The sequence below is a fragment of the Mesorhizobium sp. B2-7-1 genome (assembly GCF_006440735.1).
Classification (GTDB): domain Bacteria; phylum Pseudomonadota; class Alphaproteobacteria; order Rhizobiales; family Rhizobiaceae; genus Mesorhizobium.
Genome location: NZ_VFUA01000014.1, coordinates 23023 through 41104 on the forward strand (window position 1 = coordinate 23023; position 18082 = coordinate 41104).

The 18082-nt window shown below is 62.0% G+C and carries 17 protein-coding genes; 3 read left to right on the plus strand and 14 right to left on the minus strand.

Features of this window, described 5'->3' with window-relative positions; translation table 11 throughout:
• Window positions 1-52 precede the first annotated feature (52 nt).
• Genes FJ471_RS08210 through FJ471_RS08220 form a run of 3 tightly spaced genes read right to left on the minus strand, consistent with a single transcriptional unit; the run spans window position 53 to window position 3704 of the window.
• Window positions 53-1570, minus strand: a complete 1518-nt coding sequence (locus tag FJ471_RS08210; protein ID WP_140802676.1) for a sugar ABC transporter ATP-binding protein — start codon at window positions 1568-1570, stop codon at window positions 53-55.
• Entirely contained in the window at window positions 1567-2613 is a 1047-nt protein-coding gene (locus tag FJ471_RS08215; RefSeq protein WP_140802677.1) for an ABC transporter permease, read from the minus strand. The genes FJ471_RS08210 and FJ471_RS08215 overlap by 4 nt, the downstream gene beginning before the upstream one ends.
• Window positions 2614-2621: 8 nt before the next feature.
• The gene (locus tag FJ471_RS08220; RefSeq protein WP_246684644.1) at window positions 2622-3704 is read right to left on the minus strand and encodes a sugar ABC transporter substrate-binding protein; all 1083 of its coding nucleotides are present in this window, start codon (window positions 3702-3704) and stop codon (window positions 2622-2624) included.
• A 170-nt stretch (window positions 3705-3874) separates the two neighbouring features.
• Here FJ471_RS08220 and FJ471_RS08230 point away from each other — a divergent pair, with 170 nt between their 5' ends.
• Window positions 3875-4738 carry an NmrA family NAD(P)-binding protein gene (locus FJ471_RS08230; protein WP_181179238.1) on the plus strand — a complete coding sequence of 288 codons (864 nt, stop codon included), beginning with the start codon at window positions 3875-3877 and terminating at the stop codon, window positions 4736-4738.
• Between the two features lie 37 nt (window positions 4739-4775).
• Here the strand turns inward: FJ471_RS08230 and FJ471_RS08235 are convergent, their stop codons facing one another.
• From FJ471_RS08235 to FJ471_RS08255, 5 genes are all read right to left on the minus strand, one after another.
• Entirely contained in the window at window positions 4776-5645 is an 870-nt protein-coding gene (locus FJ471_RS08235; RefSeq protein ID WP_140802679.1) for a TIM barrel protein, read from the minus strand.
• A gap of 139 nt (window positions 5646-5784) precedes the next feature.
• On the minus strand, window positions 5785-6675 hold the full coding sequence (locus FJ471_RS08240; RefSeq protein ID WP_140802680.1) for a TIM barrel protein: 891 nt from the start codon (window positions 6673-6675) through the stop codon (window positions 5785-5787).
• A 41-nt stretch (window positions 6676-6716) separates the two neighbouring features.
• Window positions 6717-7730, minus strand: coding sequence for a zinc-binding alcohol dehydrogenase family protein (locus FJ471_RS08245; protein ID WP_140802734.1), 1014 nt, complete (start codon window positions 7728-7730; stop codon window positions 6717-6719).
• Between the two features lie 10 nt (window positions 7731-7740).
• A complete protein-coding gene (locus FJ471_RS08250) occupies window positions 7741-8574 on the minus strand; it encodes an SDR family oxidoreductase (RefSeq protein ID WP_246684645.1) in 834 nt (277 codons plus the stop codon).
• Window positions 8575-8637: 63 nt separating this feature from the next.
• Entirely contained in the window at window positions 8638-9480 is an 843-nt protein-coding gene (locus FJ471_RS08255; protein WP_246684646.1) for a fumarylacetoacetate hydrolase family protein, read from the minus strand.
• Between the two features lie 254 nt (window positions 9481-9734).
• On the opposite strand from FJ471_RS08255, the gene FJ471_RS08260 reads away from it, so the two are divergent.
• Both FJ471_RS08260 and FJ471_RS08265 read left to right on the plus strand, forming a co-directional pair.
• Complete coding sequence (locus tag FJ471_RS08260) at window positions 9735-10805, plus strand: alcohol dehydrogenase catalytic domain-containing protein (protein ID WP_140802682.1); 1071 nt, start codon at window positions 9735-9737, stop codon at window positions 10803-10805.
• A 43-nt stretch (window positions 10806-10848) separates the two neighbouring features.
• Window positions 10849-11577, plus strand: coding sequence for a glucose 1-dehydrogenase (locus tag FJ471_RS08265; protein ID WP_140802683.1), 729 nt, complete (start codon window positions 10849-10851; stop codon window positions 11575-11577).
• Between the two features lie 731 nt (window positions 11578-12308).
• Here the strand turns inward: FJ471_RS08265 and FJ471_RS08270 are convergent.
• From FJ471_RS08270 to FJ471_RS08295, 6 genes are all read right to left on the minus strand, one after another.
• Window positions 12309-12593 (minus strand): muconolactone Delta-isomerase family protein, encoded by a 285-nt coding sequence (locus FJ471_RS08270; RefSeq protein WP_140802684.1) that lies wholly within the window; start codon window positions 12591-12593, stop codon window positions 12309-12311.
• 16 nt (window positions 12594-12609) lie between these two features.
• Window positions 12610-14223 carry an FAD-dependent oxidoreductase gene (locus FJ471_RS08275; protein ID WP_140802685.1) on the minus strand — a complete coding sequence of 538 codons (1614 nt, stop codon included), beginning with the start codon at window positions 14221-14223 and terminating at the stop codon, window positions 12610-12612.
• Window positions 14224-14261: 38 nt separating this feature from the next.
• Entirely contained in the window at window positions 14262-15038 is a 777-nt protein-coding gene (locus FJ471_RS08280; RefSeq protein ID WP_140802686.1) for an enoyl-CoA hydratase-related protein, read from the minus strand.
• A 3-nt stretch (window positions 15039-15041) separates the two neighbouring features.
• Window positions 15042-15998: a dihydrodipicolinate synthase family protein gene (locus FJ471_RS08285; protein WP_246684648.1), complete on the minus strand. Its 957-nt coding sequence runs from the start codon at window positions 15996-15998 to the stop codon at window positions 15042-15044.
• A 63-nt stretch (window positions 15999-16061) separates the two neighbouring features.
• On the minus strand, window positions 16062-17009 hold the full coding sequence (locus FJ471_RS08290) for a substrate-binding domain-containing protein (RefSeq protein ID WP_140802688.1): 948 nt from the start codon (window positions 17007-17009) through the stop codon (window positions 16062-16064).
• Window positions 17010-17094: 85 nt separating this feature from the next.
• Window positions 17095-18081: an ABC transporter permease gene (locus FJ471_RS08295; protein WP_246684649.1), complete on the minus strand. Its 987-nt coding sequence runs from the start codon at window positions 18079-18081 to the stop codon at window positions 17095-17097.
• Window position 18082 lies beyond the last annotated feature (1 nt).

Consider the following 18082-nt stretch of genomic DNA (forward strand, 5'->3'; position numbering starts at 1 on the left):
CTCCGATGGGTCCACCAGGTGCAGTCTCGATCGAGAGGGTCGCGGCGCATGCTCATACCATCGCCCTCACGATGTCTTCCTCTGACGGCCGTTGGGTTTGCACGTCATCGAAGCGCTGGCTGAGCCTCCCGTCCCGCAACACCAGGATCGTGTCCGAGAGCGTCACCATCTCATCCAGCGTATCGCCCACGAAGACGATCGAGAGGCCGTCCTCGGCCAATTGACGGATCGCGTTGAAGAGATCGGCGCGCGCTCCGGGATCCAGACCGCGGGTCGGATGATCGAGCACCAGGAGCCGCAGCGAGCGACCCAGAAGCCATTTGCTGAGCACAGCCTTCTGCTGATTTCCGCCGGAGAGCTGGTCGATGCGATGGTCGAGCGACGGCGTTTTAATCTTGAGCCGCTCAACCCAGTTCGCCGCCTCGCGCCGTTCGCGCCGTTTCGACAGCAAGAGCCCGCCATAGCCGTAGTCCGACCCGAAGGTTACGGTCATGTTCTGGCAGACACTCATCCCTTTCATCATCGCTTCCGCCTTACGCTCGGCGGGGACATAGCCTATGCCGAGACCGACGGCGCCGCTCGGACAGCTGACACGCACTGGCCGACCCTCATATTCGATGTGGCCGCTATGGCTGTCCTCGACGCCGAAAATCGCGCGGCAGACCGCTTCGGCGCCGGATCCCTGGACGCCGATCAAGCCGACGATCTCCCCGGACGCGACATCGAAGGTCACATCCTCGACTTTGCCCGGCACCGTCAGGTCGCGGACTGCCAGTCGCTTCGGCGCGCTCTTGTCCGGCGGATTGTTCCTCGGCAGCACCGAACCGGCGCGCTGGCGTCCGACCATCAGCTCGTACAGCTCGTCGGGATCAGTCTCGCCTTTCGCTCTTTCGGCGACATTGCGTCCATCGGAAAGCACATAGACCCGGTCGGAGATCGCCAGCACCTCGTCCATGCGATGCGAGATGAAGACGACCGATGAGCGCATCTTCAGCCGCCGCACCTGGCGGAACAACGCCTGGATCTCGGTCGGCGTCAGGACCGACGTCGGCTCGTCGAATAGGACGACGAGATGGCCCTCCACCAGTTCCTCGAGCGACAGCACTTTGGCCAGCTCGACCATCTGGCGCTGCGCAAAGGTCAGCTGGTCGACGGGCGTATCGGGCGCGACATCCAGTTCGACCTTGTCCAGTTGGATACGGGCCGCATCGTTCATCCGGCCCCGCCGATAGAATCCGAAGCGGCTGAAGTCGGTCGGCTTGTCGATGAAAAGGTTCTCGGCAACGGTGAGATTGCCGATGAGCGACTGCTCCTGATGGACAAGGCCAATGCCCGCTCGCGCGGCCTCGAGGGGAGAGCCGAAGCGCACGGGCGAACCGCGCAGACGCATTTCGCCTGCGCTTGGTTGATGGAGGCCGCCGATGATCTTCATCAATGTCGACTTGCCCGATCCGTTCTGGCCGATCAGGCCGAGAACCTCGTGCTCGCGCAGTTCCATGTCGATCTCATCGAGAGCGAGAACGCCGGGAAAGCGTTTGGAGATGTTTTGCAGGGACAGGAGCGCGCTCATTTTACCACTCTGGTCTTGCGCCGCAGGTGCCAGGTGGACGCGGCGACCGCGACGACGATCACCATTCCCTCGATGGCTTTCTGCAGCAGAGGGTTGGCTCCCGTCTGCACGAGCCCATTGCGCAGGGTGACGAGAACAAGGACGCCGACGAGCGAATGCAGCACGCCGCCCCGGCCGCCGGACAGCAACGTCCCGCCGATCACGCAAGCGGCAATTCCGGGGAAGAGCAGCCCCTCTCCCGCCAGGGGATTGCCGACGCCGATCTGCGCCGCGGTGAGGATGCCGCCCAGTCCGGTCAGGCATCCGCAGATGGCAAAGGCGCCGACCTTGTAAGCATTCACGTTCACGCCGGCCAAACGGACAAGCGCTTCGTCGGCGCCGATGGCAAAGCCGATACGGCCGAGCTTGGTGCGCCGCTCGACGATGAAGGCGACGAAAGCGAGCGCCACGGCAAGGTACACCAGCGCGCTGAGGCCCAGATGTTTGTGCAGGGCCAGCCCGACAAAGCCGCTGTCGAGGATCTGGGGTTGCCTCGAGGGGAAGAGCAAAGCCGCCAGGCCGAGCGTGATCAACCACATCGCAAGCGTGACGATGAGCGACGGCATGCGCAGATAGGCATACAGTGTCCCGTTGAGGGCACCTATGGCCAGACCCGTGGCCAGCACGACCCCGATTGCGCCCGCGCCAAGATCGTTTGCGGTGACGCTGTTGGCGATGAGGATAGAAAGCAGGATGTTGGCGAGCGAAGCCACTCCCTCGCCCGACAGGTCGATCGAGCCTTGCACCAGCACGAAAGTCATCCCGATTGCGACCACGGCGGGAACCGCCGCCGACTCCAGGATCGCCTGCAAATTGGCCACCGAAACGAAATTCGGGGTGAGGCTGGCGAACACCAAAATCATCGCAAGCAGCGACACTATGGGACCGGCCGACTTCAAGACACCGAGTCCGATGTGCCCGGATCGGCGCTGCGTTCCGGCCTCCCCGCGACGCGGGGAAGCCATTGCGCTGGTGTCGTGGGCGTGCAATTGCGCCTGGGTCATGGTGCGGCTCAGTTCACGCCGACCGGGATCTGACCCTTTGACCGCGCCCAGAAATTCTTCTTCAGCGCGTCGTAGGTGAAGTCGGCCGGGTTCGGCTGGGCCGAGAGCATCGCATCGACATTGTCCTTGGTCGCAAGCGTTTGCACCAGGTAGAAGTCGCGCTGCGCCTGCGCCAGGTCGCCGATCTTGAGGTCTCCCGAGGCCACCGCGTAGGCAAGAGCTGCCGCCACGGCTCCGTGCAGCTGCGAGCTGATCCGCATGCTGGACAGCATCTCGCCGGATTTGATCAGCTTCAGCACGTCGCTGGATCCGTCGGAGCCGGTGACAGGGACCTTGCCGGCCAGGCCTTTCTCGCGCAGCGCTGCGACCGCGCCGAGCGCCATGCCGTCATTTTGCGCGAAGACACCCTTCAGCTGGTCCCCGTAGCGCGCAATCCATGTACGGGTGATGTTCTGACCTTCCGTCTGCCCCCAATTGCCGATCTGGGTGTCGAGGATCGTCATGCCCGGACATTCCGAGACCGCCTTCAGGAGGCCAATCTCGCGCTGCTTCGACGGCGGATTGTCCGGTGTCCCCTTGAGGACCGCGATGCCGCCCTTGCCGCCGATCGCCTTGCACAGCGCCATGCCGTTCTGATAGCCGGAATCAACACCGTCGAACGAAATGTTGGCGATCCATGCATCGGAAGCCGTGTCCCATGGATGGATCTCCTCAGGACGATTCCACATCGTCGTCATGAAGGCGCCGCCGGCTTCGGCACGCTCAACGAAAGCCTTGGTGAAAGCGGTCGAGTCCGGGAACCAGGCGAACGCACAGCCTTCGCAGCCGGCTGCAAGTATCGCCCCCAATTGCTGCATGTGCTTCTGGCCGTCGAAGCCGCTCTCGTAGACCTCGAGCTTGGCGCCGACGGAGTTCGCCACCTGCTGGGCGCCCCAGATGACTTCCTGCCAATACTCGCTGCTGGTCGTTCCGACCGCCAGATAGACGGTTTTTGGTTTCTCCTGGGCCATTGCGCCGTGGCTGGCCAAGGGTCCAACGACGATCGCCACAGCCGCCACTACCGCGGCTGAAATCCTCTTCAGCAGTTTCACTTCATCCTCCCGATGATCGTGTTCATGCGACGGGCCGTGCTCTACGGCCTGCGAAGTTACATTTCCTCAAAAAATCTATTTTGTAAAGTTGAATAAATTATCTAAAAGAAAAAGTGACGATCGATGCACAGCGCATCCCGGGAGGCTCGACCATGGGAACAGGAGAAACCGTGCTAGTCACAGGCGCCACGGGGCGGACAGGCAAAGCGGTGATCGCCGCGCTTGCCGCGCGTGGAGCGCGGATTCGTGCCATGACCCGCACGCCGGCGGCACAGGACAGCCTTCGCGCGGCGGGCGCGCATGAGATCGCGGTCGCCGATCTCGGAGATCGCTCGTCGCTCGATAGCGCGGTTTCGGGAGTTGCGCGGCTGTACCATATCGGACCGCGTTTCAGCGACCGCGAAATAGCGTTGGGGACCAACATCATCGCGGCGGCCCGCGCTGCCGGCCTAAGACATTTCGTCCTTCATTCGGTCTTCCATTCGCAGTGCCGAACCATGATCCACCACCGGCAGAAGCTTCGGCTGGAGGAGATGCTGATCGAATCCGGCCTGCCCTACACCATCCTCCAGCCGGCGATGTACATGCAGAATATCGCGCTCGAATGGTCGAAGATCGAAGCCGAGGGCATCTATGAACGCCCCTATCGGACAGACCTTCCCATGGCGATGGTGGATCTCGCCGATCTGGCCGAGGCGGCGGCGGTCGTGCTGACGACCGAGCGCTACATCGGGGGCACGTATGAGCTGGTCGGCGGCGAGCCGCTTTCACATGCCGATATGGCGAAGGTGCTGACCGGACTTTTGGGGAAACCGGTTCAAGCGTCGCGCTATGCGCCGACGGAATGGCGACGCCGCAACCGCGACCGGTTTCCTGACGACTATCTTCGGATCTATGCAGCGATGTGCCGGCATTATGACCGCTTCGGTCTGCCGGGCGGCAATCCGGTGGTGGCGTCGATGATCCTCGGCCGCGAGCCCGCCGGCTTCGGGGATTTCGCCCGCCGCTTCGCCGCGGAACGAAACACAAGATAACATGCGAGCGCCCGGACCTTTTGTCCGGGCGCAAGCGTCAGGCTGTTGCCAGCCTTACGCCGGCCTCGGCCAGCACCTTGCGGGAGGTATCTCCCGAACGCACCCCAGCCGCTGACGCCGACAGCGCGTCGGCTTCCAGCGAGAAGACTTCGGGGCCGACATGGCGGAGGTTGCCTTTGCCCGCGACGATCTTGATGATCTCCACGACGTCGAACTCGCCCTCTCCCGGGAAATTCCGATAGTTGATCGTATCATCGAAGAGCGACTTGCCAACCTGCCGCCGCAGACCGTCATCGATCTGCATTCCAGCCAGGTGCCGGGCCGGCAGGCTGTTGAGCAGGTCGAGCTCATATTCGCCCTTGGAAAAGTGCCATACGTCGACAAGGATGCCGGCATTGGACGGATTGACGCCACTGACAATCGCCCAGGCATCGGAAAGATTGGGCATTCCCCAGAACGGCATGAATTCAAGATCGATCCAGTACCCTTGCGCCTTGGCGCGCTCGCAGAGCCGCCCAAACCCGTCGATCCGCCGGGAGAGCTCAACCGTTCCCTTGTCATAGCCGGCAACCGCCAGGATCGACGTCAAACCGAGCTTCTCACACATGCGAAACGAATGATCGGTGCTGACGTCGAAGCGGGCGCGCAGCTCCGGCGAACATTCCGCCGGCACACGGATGGGCGCCCAGTCGGTGAGCGAATCCAGATAGCGCAGCGGGGCGCCGGCATCGGCGGCCATCGCTTTCATATCCGATGGAGTGAGCCCCGACTCCAATGCATCGAGGTAGGTTTCAGGCGCGATGGCAAGGGCGGTGAAGCCTCCTGCCCTCGCGGCTTCCACATGCCCCCGGAACCCGTGTGCGCGCGCCGACGCAGGCCAGAAGACGAAATCGACCGGTGCAGTCATCACAATCCCTCGCTTGTCTTTTCATGGCGTCGCGGACTTCCGCCGGCCCGGCGGAACGCCGCGCCGGCCGCGGCCGTGGCAGGCAGCCCGTTATCTGCCGATGATTGGCCCGCAACGCCGTTGTTGACTTGCAACCGATTCAGGCGGCCTCGGCTGTCCCGAAACGGTGTGGAATACCCGCCTTGTCGAAGACATTTGCGAGCGCCACCCGGCTCCGGTTGCCGATCTCATCGGCCGACAGCGTGTCGTAGAGACCGGAGAAGGTCTCGGGTCCATAACGATTGAGCCCGCCGATGCGATGAAGCTGCTGGAGCAGCTCGACCACCGGGAAGCCGCCGGTGCCGGCGTCCACGCGATGGAAGATGCAGTCGTCCAGCAGGGACCGGCCGGGTCTCAGCTTGGCGTCGGCATCGGCGATCTGCACGGTGGAGATCCTGTCGCCGGGGATCGTGTCGAGCAGCGCCGGGTCCGGCTTTCCGCGCAGATAGTGCCAGAAGTCGAACACCAGGCCGCTGTTGTCGCGATCCGCGGTCTTGATGATCTTCCAGGCGGTCTCGAGGTCGGGAAGGCCCCAGAACGGGATGAATTCGAGGTCACAGCGCCAGCCAAGGCCGGCGGCCCGGTCACAGGTCCTGGCAAAGCCCTCAATGAGCTGATCGATCGAGACCTGGCTTTTCGGGCAGGTGATGATGCAGCTCATGGAGTCGACCCGAAGCGCCTCGCCGATACGAAAGAAGTCGTCTTCGTCAAATCCGAAAAAGCCGAGCGAAAACGCGGCCGGGTCGAGATTGTCGGGCAGCCAGTGCGTCGCCCAGCGCGAATAGGGATCGAGCTGGGTGAGCTTCACCCCCTCGTCATCCGCCATGAGCAGCATGTCCTTCGTTGTGATGCCCTCAGCAAGCCAGCGGCAATAGTGCCATGGCGTGATGGAGATGGCATCGCAGCCTGCCAGCCGCGAGGCGCGCAATTGCTCCTTCAGCGGCAGCGACCGCACCGTTCCCACCCACATGATCGTCGACGACTTGTCCATACTCTCCTCCTTGTCGCAGCCAGGCGCGAAGCAATGGCGCCTCAAAAACCTTCGAATACAATCTTGCCGTTCACGGAACCGGCCTCGATATCCCGGTGGGCCTGGATCAGCGCGTTCGCCGAGGCCGGCCCCAGGCGCTTCGTCAGCGTGGTTCGCACCTGCCCGGCATCGACCAGTTGCGCCAGCTTGCGTAGAATTGCGCCCTGCTCGGCCATGTCCGGGCGCTGAAAAACCGGCCGTCCCATCACTGAATGCATATGCACGGCAATGCACTTGGTTTTCAACGTCGCGAGCGGAAACGGATCGGGATCATCGAGGACCCCGATCGACCCGAACGGCTGAACCAGATCCACGAACTGGCTCTGATGTCGAGGCGTCTGGGCCAGGGCCATGACGAGCTCCACGCCCTTGAAGCCCAACGCCTCGACCTGCGGCTTCAACGGCCGCCGGTGGTCGATGACATGGGCGGCGCCAAGCTTCCGGCACCAGTCAGCCGTCTCCGGTCGGGACGCCGTCGCGATCACCGTCAAATCGGTCAAGGCGCGCGCGAGCTGGATCGCCATGGAGCCGGTCCCGCCGGCGCCGCCGACAATCAGCAGGGTCCGTCCATCTGCGGCCGGCCGGGGACGGGCGACAAGCCTGTCGAACAGAAGCTCCCAGCTTGCCAGCGTGGTCAGCGGCAAGGCCGCCGATTGCGCAAAATCGAGACTCTTCGGCATCGCCGCGACGATCCGCTCGTCAACAAGCTGGTATTCTGCGTAGCTGCCCTGGCGAACGACCGAGCCGGCGTAGAACACGGCGTCGCCTGTCTTGAAGTTCGTCACCTTCGAGCCCGCCGCCACGACGATCCCGGCGGCGTCGTAGCCGGGCACTTTGAGCGCACCGCCCGGGTCGGCTATGCGCCTCAGCTTGGCGTCGAGCGGATTGACCGAAATCGCCCTTATTTCGACCAGAAGGTCGCGGTCCTGCAATTCGCTCGGTCGGGACAATTCGACGTCGACAAGCGCATCCGGCGCGTCGACGGGTCCGGCCTTGGTGAATCCGACTGCCTTCATCCGACTGCTCCTAGAACAGGTTGCGGATCGAACCGCCATCGACGCCCCAAACCGATGATGTGACGAAGGATGCCCGCTCCGAGGCGAGGAAGACGATGATGTCGGCAACCTCCTCCGGTTCGCCCATGCGCTCAAGCGGCAGTTGCCGCAGTTTCATTTCATGGTCGACCGCCTGGCGCGGCGGCATGCCGTGAACCTCCGCAAGCTTGTCCGCAAACCCGCCCGGCCGGGACCACAGCGGGCTCCAGACCGGCCCTGGCGCGACCGCATTCACCCGAACATGGGGAGCCTCGGCGCGTGCCAGGCTTTTGGTGATGCTCACCAGCGCGGTCTTCAGGGCGGCATAGTCGGCTGGGATGGTCTCGGGCTGGCGGGCGAGATCGGACGTATTGTTGACGACCGCGCCGCGGCTTTCGCGCAGCCGGGGCAGCAGGGCGCGGGTCATGCGGATATTGCTGAGGAAATTGACATCGAATGTGCGTTGCCAGTGCGCGTCGGTCAGCAGATCGAACGGCTGAGCGTCGACAATGCCGACATTGTTAACCAAGACATCCAGTCTGCCATTTCCGGCCGGGAACGCGTCGGCGATCCCCTGTTCGACACCTTGCGCCGACGATAGATCGGCGACCGCAAGCGTGATGTCGACGCCCGTCGCCGAGGCCGATGCGGCCGTCTCCTTCAGGCCCGCCACATCCATATCGATGAGCCGAAGATCTGCTCCCTCCCTGGCAAACGCGAGCGCCGTCGCCCTGCCTATGCCGCTTGCCGCACCCGTTATGAGCACGGTCTTTCCCTTCAATCCGGTGTCCATGGATCCCTCAGGCAATGGTTGCTTCGCGCCCATGCGCCACGCAGGCGCGGTGACGCTGGTGGTTCAGTTCTCCGGAGCGTTGCTTCCGGTTTTGCGTCAGGCGGCCTTGCCGGTCATATCCTCACGGCGAACTTCGTCGCGGATCGGATTGACCAGCTTTCCAAGCCCCTCGATCGAGACTTCGCACTTGTCGCCGTCCTTCATCAGCAGGCGCGGATTGCGGGCCCATCCGATGCCGGCGGGCGTGCCGCTGACGATCAGGTCGCCGGCTTCGAGCGTGATCGCCTCGCTGATCGTCTCGATGATGGTGGCGACGTCGAAGAGCATGTCGTCCGTGGTCGCCGACTGGACGACCACATCGTTGAGCCGCGTCTCGAGCCTCAGCCCCTTGCCGCCGGCTGGCACTTCATCGGCAGTCACCAGCGCGGGGCCGAAGCCGCCGGTGGAATCGAAATTCTTGCCCACCGTCCATTGCGGTGACTTGAACTGGTATTCACGGACCGATCCTTCGTTGAAGATCGAATAGCCGATCACGTGGTCGTGGGCACGCGACTTCGGGATGTGGCGACCGCCCCGCCCTATGACAACCACCATCTCGCCTTCGAAATCGAGGCTGGTCGACGCGAGCGGCCGCACGATCGGCTGGTTGTGACCCACCAGCGTGGTGGCGAAGCGGGCGAACAGTGTTGGATAGTCCGGCTGTTCGTATGGCGACTCTTTGGTATGGTCGGCATAGTTCAGCCCAACGCAAATGATCTTCGGCGGCCGCGCCAGAGGCGGAAGAAAAGTGACCGCATCGGGATTAAACTCGGTGCCGTCCGCGAGCTTATGGCCGACGCGTAACAGCTCATCCGGGCCGGCGGCTATCAAATGCTCAAGCTCGAGCGTGCGATCCGTGCCGGCGGCAATCGAGCCGCGCAGTCGACCTGCCCTTTCCACCGCCAAGCCTCGGTGACCCCCCAATTCGAACCTTACGAAGCGCATGCGTTTCCTCGCTCACAGTGTGCTGTTTGTTCAGGCAAGGATTTTCCAAAAAATAAGATATGTCAACAAAAAATCTATTTTTCTATTGACCATCAGATTTACACGTGGATAGTAATCATAGCGAGCGGGCTGGTGGAGGAACTAGCTTGCATCGTCATGCCTGCCGCCGGCCGTGTGGCGCCAAAAGAGACCATCTGGGAGGACAGATCATGAAGGCCCTTCGTTTTCACGCCGCTCGCGATCTAAGGCTGGAGGACATAGACCCGCCTGCCGCCCCGGAGCCGAACGACGTCATCGTCGCGGTCAGCCATTGCGGGATTTGCGGGACCGACATTCACGAATATCTGGACGGACCGATATTCGTGTCGACGCGGCCGCACCCTCTCACCGGCGCGTCGGCGCCGCTCGTGCTCGGCCACGAATTCTCAGGCAAGATCGCCGCTGTCGGGCGCGGTGTCGGCCGCTTCCGCGAGGGCGACCGGGTTGCGATCCTCCCCCATCTCAACAAGCCGGGAGACTATTTCGTGCGCCGCGGGATTGGTCACATCAGCGATACGACGGCCTTGGTGGGCCTCTCTTCGGCCTATGGCGGCATGGGGGAATATGCGGTCCTTCCGCAGGACAACATCGTCAAATTGCCGGAAAGCGTGAGCGACGAGCAAGGGGCGCTGTTCGAACCAATGGCGGTGGCGATCAATGCGATCGATCGGGGCTGTGTTCATGCTGGCAGCACCGTTCTGGTGACCGGCGCCGGCCCGATCGGCGTTCTTTCGGCAATGGCCGCGAAAGCCGCCGGCGCATCGAGGGTCGTGGTGTCCGAAGCCAACCCCGCACGCCGCCGCAGGCTGGAGTCTCTCGAACTCGGCTACGAGATCGTCGACCCCACTTTGGCAAATTTTGGCGATGCCGTGCTGAGGCCGACCGAGGAGGGCCTGGGTGTCGACGTGGCGATTGAATGCGCGGGCAACGAACGCGCCCTGGCCGACTGTATCCGGCTTGTGCGGCGTGGCGGAATAGTGGTTCAGGTGGGCATCTTCGTTGATCCTCCCCGCGTGGACATGCGGTTGCTTGTTTCCAAGGCCGTGACGCTGACAACGAGTTGGGGCTTTCCGATCACCATCGGCCCCCGCGTTGTCCAGTTGATCGCTGCCGGACAGGTCCACCCTGAAAAAATCATAACGGGTCGGGTGACGATGGAGGACGCCATCGCCCGAGGCTTCGATACGCTTGCCCGGCCGGACCAGGACCATCTGAAGGTTCTCATCGCAGTCGCGGCCTAGACCCGGCGGCATCACGACTTTCATTGACCTAGGAGGAAGAACAATGGGCCGTCTCGAGGGCAAGATCGTGCTTGTGACCGGTGCAGCACAAGGTATTGGCGCGGCGATCGGAAAGCTCTTCGCCGCCGAGGGCGCGGTGCTTTACCTGACCGACGTCCAGCCGTCACCGAAAGGGCAGCCGCAGTCCGGCACGGAGTATCGTCGGCTCGACGTTTCGAAAGAAGATGATTGGCGCGCCGTCGTCTCGGAGATCGTCGAGCGTCACGGCCGCCTGGATGTCCTCGTGAACAATGCCGGCATTGTCGAGCACTATGGCCAGATCGACGCCACCAGCACCGAGGCCTGGCACCGCGTCATCTCGGTCAACCAGACGGGAACCTTCTTCGGCATGCGCGAGATCGTCCCCGTCATGAAGCGTAACGGCGGCGGATCCATCGTGAATTTCTCCTCGATCTGGGGCACCACCGGCGCCGCCGGAGCGGCCCCTTATCAAGCCGCAAAGGGAGCGGTCCGCACCATGACAAAGAACGCGGCCATCAGCTACGCCAAGGACAACATCCGGGTAAATTCCATCCATCCCGGCATCATCTGGACACCCCTGATCGAGGGCCAGAGCAAGGAGATGAACGACAGCATCATAGCCGTAACGCCAATGGGTCGCGCTGGAAGGCCGGAGGAGATAGCCTTTGGCGTGCTCTACTTGGCGAGTGACGAATCTTCCTTCGTGACAGGCCTGGAGCTGAACATAGATGGTGGGTATCTGGCCCAGTGATCGGGGGATTGCGCCCTATTTTGCGTTTTGCGGAATTGGATGGACAGAAGCAGACGTGTGCACAGTGCCAGCCGCCGAACTGCCTTTCCGGCGTCCCTTGCTCAAATGCCGGATCGTCTGCTTTCAGGCAATGCCAGCATGGCGTCAAACGGCCGATAGCAGGCGCAAAGCTGTCTTTCCAACATCAAGCCTTGGTGTCCTATTTGTCCCAACACCAGCAACCGGTAACCGTCAACAATAATCGCCTCCCCCTTAAGGGCGCGGTACGCCGTGCTAAGGCGCGATAACTTGCTCGCTCCGCCGTTTTGCGCGACTTCTCGGCACGGTGATGCACCGCCTGGCGGGCTGCGGTGGTTGCGTGCCCTTAAAACGCAAAAACCGCCCCGGTCAGACCGGGACGGTAATTGATTTATGACAAAATTGGTTGCGGGGACACGCAGCCATCGATTCCGACATTCGCTGATCGTCGGTGTTTTGAGTAATGTCGTCAATCAACGCAATTCTCTGCATCAGTCTTTGGTAGGCCCGGAGGGTCAACGTTTTTCTCCAGGAAAAACCGTTAGCGAGTGTTTCGCCAACCCATTCTCCTTCGTATTCTCCCGTTTGGTCCGGCGAACCTAAAGGACACTAAACGAGTTGATCATTAGTTCAGAGACTTATTGTCTCTAACGCACCGCCGACCTTTACATCCTGCCTCGACAACTTCCCATCGAAAGCAGATGTCCACTGCGTCACACCTTGCTGAAGCCCGCGTAGGGGTTCAGCGGTACAACCTCGAAATCAAGCATTCCCGCTTTCGCCAACGGGAGCGTCGCCAATTTCTCGTGAACTTCACTCGCATCCTTTGCCTCGACGATCTGGCATGCGCCGGGGATGTCGCCGCGGTGCCAGATCTGCCTTGTAAAGCCGAGGCTGTATAGATAGCGGGCCTGCGCACCCTCGCTGGGCACCAGTTGTTCGAAGTCCGCGTCGCTGAACTGGTCAGTCCGGCGGCGAGACAGAACGAGGAATTGCAATGATCGATCTCCAGGCTCAGGCGACCGCCGCTATTGCGGGATGTGAGCGGACGGACCGGACGCCCCTTATGAGATCCGCGCCCTTTTCTCCGATCATCATCGTCGGACCGTTCGTATTTCCGCTGATCAGCACCGGCATGATCGAAGAATCGACCACCCGCAATCTTTCTATCCCGCGCAGCCGCAATTCCGGGTCGACGACCGACATCACGTCGACGCCCATCTTGCAGGTGCCTACGGGATGGTAGTCGCAGCAGGCATACTGCCTGATATAGGACATGATTTCCTCGTCGCTCTTCGCGGAAGGCCCGGGCAGCCGCTCGACCTTGATGAACTTGGCGATCTCGCTCTGCGCCAGCACTTCGCGGATGATGCGGACCGACTTCAGCGCCATGGCTCGATCGTGTGGATCCGAAAGGTAATTGGGGTCGACCAGCGGCTCGTCCGCTGGGTTGGCGGAGCGAAGCCTGACCGAGCCTATGCTGCGCGGTCGTAGGAACGTCGAGTTGATGGTGAAGCCATGTCCATCAAGCCGCGTTTGACCGCCGCGCACCACCATTGCCGGCGCGATGTGAATTTGAAGATCCGGGCGCGTCGCACCCTCCGTTTGGAAGAAACCACCGCCTTCAACGATCACGGAAGCGGCCGGGCCGTCGCGATAGAGCAGCCAGCGCATGCCGTGCAGAAGTGCCTTGGGATAGCAGTCCTGACCGTCATAGCTGATCGGATCCTTCAGCGTCAGATGGACGTTGGTGCACAGGTGGTCCTGCAGGTTGCGGCCGACACCCGGAAGATCACATACCGGAGAAATCCCCAGCGCTTTCAGCTCATCGGCCGGCCCGATACCGGACAGGAGCAGCAGGCGCGGCGAGTTGATTGCGCCTGCGGAGACGATCACTTCCCGACCAGCGCGCAGGACTTGCCGCGACCGTCCCTGCGCCAGTTCGACACCAACCGCGCGTCCGCCCTCAACCACCACGCGAGTGACCCTGGCATGTGTTCTGACCGTTAGGTTGGCGCGCTTGCTGACGGGATGCAAATAGGAGACGGCGGACGAACGCCGGCGCCCATCCCGGCAAGTAACTTGATAGAAGCCGGCGCCATACATCGTTTCGCCGTTGAAATCCGGATTGTACGGCAGGCCATACTGCTGCACCGCGCGCACGAAGGCCCGGGTCAGCAGGTGTGGGCCGACCTGGTCGGAAACACATAGCGGACCACCCTGGCCGTGATAGCGATTGACCAGCCGGTCATTGTCCTCAGACTTCCGGAAATAGGGTAGGACATCCTCGTAGGCCCACCCTTCGTTGCCGAGAACCGCCCAGTTGTCATAGTCCTCCCTCTGGCAGCGGATGTAGATCATGGCGTTGATCGAGCTCGAGCCGCCAAGCGTCTTGCCCTGCGGATACCAGATCGAGCGGTTGTCGAGATTCGTCTGAGGTACTGTATGAAAACGCCAGTTGACGCCGGGACCAAACAACTTGCCGATGCCGCCGGGAATGTGGATCATCGGATTCCAGTCACGACTGCCAGCCTCCAAAAGCAGCACCTTGACCTCAGGATCTTCCGACAAGCGGTTGGCCAGCACGCAACCCGCCGAGCCGGCGCCGACGATGATGTAATCCCACATAGACTTCTCCACCCTAGTTCGCACCAGATCGCAAGGGCCTACCTGCCCTTGAACACAGGCGGCCGTTTCTCGGCGAAGGCTCGCAAGCCCTCGATGCGGTCCTCCTTCGCGAATGCCTCGACCGTCAGCCGATGCTCGATCTCCAGCCCGGATTTCAGATCGGTCTCGAACGCCGCCAGCACTGCCATTTTGGCATAGGGGGTGATGGCGACCGACTTGGCAGCGATCGCAGCAGCGATTTCCAGCGCCCTGGGCAACAGTCTTTCAGGCGCGACCACCTCGCTGACCAGCCCTTTGCGTTCCGCCAGCGCCGCGTCGACCATCTCTCCAGTCAGCACCATTTGCATGGCGAAGGACTTGCCAACCAGACGAGGCAGGCGCTGCGTGCCGCCGTCACCAGGGAAGGAGCCGATCTTGATTTCCGGCGTGGCAAATTTCGCCGCATCGGAAGCGATGACGATGTCGCACAGCAGAGCAAGTTCGAGACCGCCGCCCAGAGCGTAGCCGTTGACGGCGGCGATGATCGGCTTGGAAAAGCCCTCGATCGCACGCCAACAAACCAGTCGCTCCGGATCGCTGTAGGAGGCAACTCCTCGTTCCAGCATGTCTGAAATGTCCGCCCCCGCCGCAAAGGCGCGTCCTGCACCGGTCAAGACCACGCAGCCAACGCTCGCATCGGCATCATAGATCGCGAGCAAATCGCGCAATTCGCCGAGTAATTCCTTTGATAGCGCGTTCAGCTTTTCGGGCCGACTGAGTGTCAGCAGGCGGATGCCGGGAGACGGTTCCTCGGTCCGCACCAGGGCGTCGGTCATCGATCAGGCGACCTTTCTGTATCCTGCGCTGAGACCAGCTTTGGCCAGCAGTCCGCGGATCTTTTTGATTTCGGCAACACCAGGCTTCATCAGTGGTGGCCTGACATGGGCTTCGTCCAATCGACCGAGGATCACAAGTGCCTCTTTCATGCGATTGTGCATATCGAGAAGTGGCGCGTCATAGAAAGCCCTGACTGTCGGATAAATGCGATCGTTGATCGCCCTGGCAGTCTTCAGGTCGTTCGCCTGCACGGCGCGAAATAGCGCAACCTGCAGATCGGCGATGATGCTTCCGGCCCCCGACAGGAGCCCGTCACATCCGAGAGCCAGCGACCCAAGCAGCCAGGCACTGTGTGTGGTCAGCGTATTCACTGGCCGATCGAGCGCCTTCAGTTCCCGTATCTGACGTTCGTGCAGGTTGCCGTCACCGCATTGGTCCTTGATGGCGACGATGGATGGGAAGCGGCGGCAAAGCTCCAGCAAAGTCGGCAACGGATAGGCAAGATTTGAGGCGAGCGGATACTGGAAAAGAATGATCGGCAGCCCCGATGCATCCGTAATGCGCCGCAGATGCTCGTAGATCATCTCAGGCCTGAGATGCCCGCCAAGCGTCATGAAGTCAGGGGGAAACACCAGCAGAGCATCGGCGCCTTCATGCTCCGCATAGGCAGCGATGCGAGCGGCCTCCAGGCTCGAATTGGTATAGATGCCGACGATGGTCGGGACCCTGTCTTGCAGGACATCCTTGGTCACGACGATCGCGCGGAATTGTTCCTCGATCGTGAGCGCGTGCACTTCGGCGGCATGTCCGTTGATGGTGATACCCGAGATACCTTCCACGGACCCGACGTCGCCAAGATGCCGGCGATAGGCGCCCTCGTCGACGGCCAGGTCGGCGCTGAACGGCATCAGGCAGGCTGGGATGACGCCTTTGGCAGCAAATTGTCTCTTCTCGCTCATCATCGGATTCCCTTCAGAAATGGCAGGACGCCGCAAGTCGCGGCGTCCCAATGAATCGTGGCCTCAGAAGCCCTTTCCGATCATCTGCGCGATATTGTCCGCGGTGACGGAAACTGTGGGCAGCGTGATGGTCGGCGGGACCTGTTCTCCTTTGGCGACCTTGTAGGCGGTCTCGATGCCTTCCGGGGCCACGAATGGGTAGACGAAGGTCGCCGCCAGCTTGCCCTGCTTGACGGCTTCGAACGCGGTTTCCTGGCCGTCGATGCCGACGACAGCCACCTCGTTCAGCCTGCCGGCTGCCTCAAGCACCTGTATGGCGCCGAGCGCCATCTCGTCATTGTGCGCGTAAACGGCCTGGATCTGGCCCGGCCCGAAGCGCTGAACCATGTCCTCCATGAACTTGACCGCCTTGTCACGCGTATAGTCGCAGTTCTGCGAGGCGACGACCTTCATGTCCGGAAACTTCGCGATCGCTTCGGCGAAGCCCTTGTTGCGGTCTATGGTGGCGGAAGCCCCCGCGGTGCCCTGAAGCTCGATGATGTTGCCCTTCCCATTCAACTTCTTGGCGAGGAACTCGCCCGCTCCGACGCCGAGCGGAAGATTTTCACCGCCGACATGGACCGTCACCGGCGTATTCACCTTGCGGTCGAGCGTGACGACCTTGATGCCTGCATCCATGGCCTCCTTGACGACGGGCGTGAGCGCCTGCTCGGTCAGCGGCGAGATCATCAGCACCTTGATACCCTGAGCGATCAGGTTTTCGACGTCGGCCACCTGCTTGGAGGCATCGTTGTTGCCGTCGGTGATGATGAGATCGACGTCCGGATAATGTTCGGCTGCGTACTTCTTGTTGCCTTCCACCATAGCCACGCGCCACGGGTGGTTCATCGTACCTTGGCTGAACCCGATCTTGATCTTCTCCTCGGCGAAGGCGGCGCCGGCCAGCATGCCCCCTGCCAGCAGCGTCGCGGCCAGTGCGGTCGTGCGTAGGAAATGTCTGCGATTTGTCATTATTAACTCCTCCGTTGGACTTCAAGTTAAGGTGTTCCAAGCGCCCCAACCGGTCTGCCGCGGCGGGACCGGACACGCTTGGATGTCAGGACCGCACGCGGTGGCGGTAGACCTCGAACATCACCGCTGCGATGATGATGGCGCCCTTCACGATTTGTTGCGTGAAGGGCGAAATACCGAGCAGGTTCAGGATGTTAGCCATCACGGCAATGATCGCGGCACCGATAACCGTGCCGATCACGCCGCCTTCCCCGCCGAACAGGCTGGTCCCGCCGATGACGACGATCGAGATTGCCTCCAACTCAAGATTGGTTCCTGCCGTCGGCTCGCCGACGGTCAACCTCGACACGAAAACCAGGGCGGTCAGCGCCGACAGCAGGCCAGAAATCACATAGACCGACATCAAGGTGCGAGACACGCTTATCCCTGCCAGCCGCGCGGCCTCGGTGTTGGAGCCGACAGCATAGACCTGGCGCCCGAACGGCGTATGGCGAAGGACGACGAAGGCCACGGCGGCGATGGCGGCAAAGAGCCAAATCGGAACCGGGATGCCGAGCAGAAATCCGCTGCCCAGATAAGCGAAGGCGTCCGCGGATTCGCCAAGCGCCTTCGGTTCGCCATTGGCGATCGTCATGGCTATGCCACGGCCCATGACCAATGTGCCCAAGGTCATGATGAAAGGCGGCATGCCGAAGAAGACAACGCCGGCGCCATTTACTGCGCCGAACAAGGCGCCGATGGCGAGCGCGGCGATCATGGCCAGCGGTAGTGAGACGCCGTTCGAAATCATCAGCGCCGTCGAGACAGCCACGACACCGACGATCGAGCCGACCGAAAGGTCAATGCCGCGTGTCAGAATGACGAAGGTCATGCCGACGCTGACAATGCCGAACAGGGCGATCTGACGACCGACGTTCAGCACGTTGCCCATGTGAACGAAGCTCGGCGACAGGTATATGGCGAATGCACACAGCACGATCAGAACCCAGAGCAGCCCGAGGCTCTGCGCCCATCCGCGCAGGCGTCCGATCGACCCCGGCTGAAGCGCGGCCGATGCTTGTCTTGTCGTCATC

What these genes read in the sequence shown, in the direction of transcription:
- FJ471_RS08210 (WP_140802676.1), bottom strand. Translation starts at nt 1,570, where the DNA reads ATGAGCGCGCTCCTGTCCCTGCAAAACATCTCCAAACGCTTTCCCGGC.
- FJ471_RS08215 (WP_140802677.1), bottom strand. Translation starts at nt 2,613, where the DNA reads ATGACCCAGGCGCAATTGCACGCCCACGACACCAGCGCAATGGCTTCC.
- FJ471_RS08235 (WP_140802679.1), bottom strand. Translation starts at nt 5,645, where the DNA reads ATGACTGCACCGGTCGATTTCGTCTTCTGGCCTGCGTCGGCGCGCGCA.
- FJ471_RS08240 (WP_140802680.1), bottom strand. Translation starts at nt 6,675, where the DNA reads ATGGACAAGTCGTCGACGATCATGTGGGTGGGAACGGTGCGGTCGCTG.
- FJ471_RS08245 (WP_140802734.1), bottom strand. Translation starts at nt 7,730, where the DNA reads ATGAAGGCAGTCGGATTCACCAAGGCCGGACCCGTCGACGCGCCGGAT.
- FJ471_RS08250 (WP_246684645.1), bottom strand. Translation starts at nt 8,574, where the DNA reads ATGGGCGCGAAGCAACCATTGCCTGAGGGATCCATGGACACCGGATTG.
- FJ471_RS08260 (WP_140802682.1), top strand. Translation starts at nt 9,735, where the DNA reads ATGAAGGCCCTTCGTTTTCACGCCGCTCGCGATCTAAGGCTGGAGGAC.
- FJ471_RS08265 (WP_140802683.1), top strand. Translation starts at nt 10,849, where the DNA reads ATGGGCCGTCTCGAGGGCAAGATCGTGCTTGTGACCGGTGCAGCACAA.
- FJ471_RS08275 (WP_140802685.1), bottom strand. Translation starts at nt 14,223, where the DNA reads ATGTGGGATTACATCATCGTCGGCGCCGGCTCGGCGGGTTGCGTGCTG.
- FJ471_RS08280 (WP_140802686.1), bottom strand. Translation starts at nt 15,038, where the DNA reads ATGACCGACGCCCTGGTGCGGACCGAGGAACCGTCTCCCGGCATCCGC.
- FJ471_RS08285 (WP_246684648.1), bottom strand. Translation starts at nt 15,998, where the DNA reads ATGAGCGAGAAGAGACAATTTGCTGCCAAAGGCGTCATCCCAGCCTGC.
- FJ471_RS08290 (WP_140802688.1), bottom strand. Translation starts at nt 17,009, where the DNA reads ATGACAAATCGCAGACATTTCCTACGCACGACCGCACTGGCCGCGACG.
- FJ471_RS08295 (WP_246684649.1), bottom strand. Translation starts at nt 18,081, where the DNA reads ATGACGACAAGACAAGCATCGGCCGCGCTTCAGCCGGGGTCGATCGGA.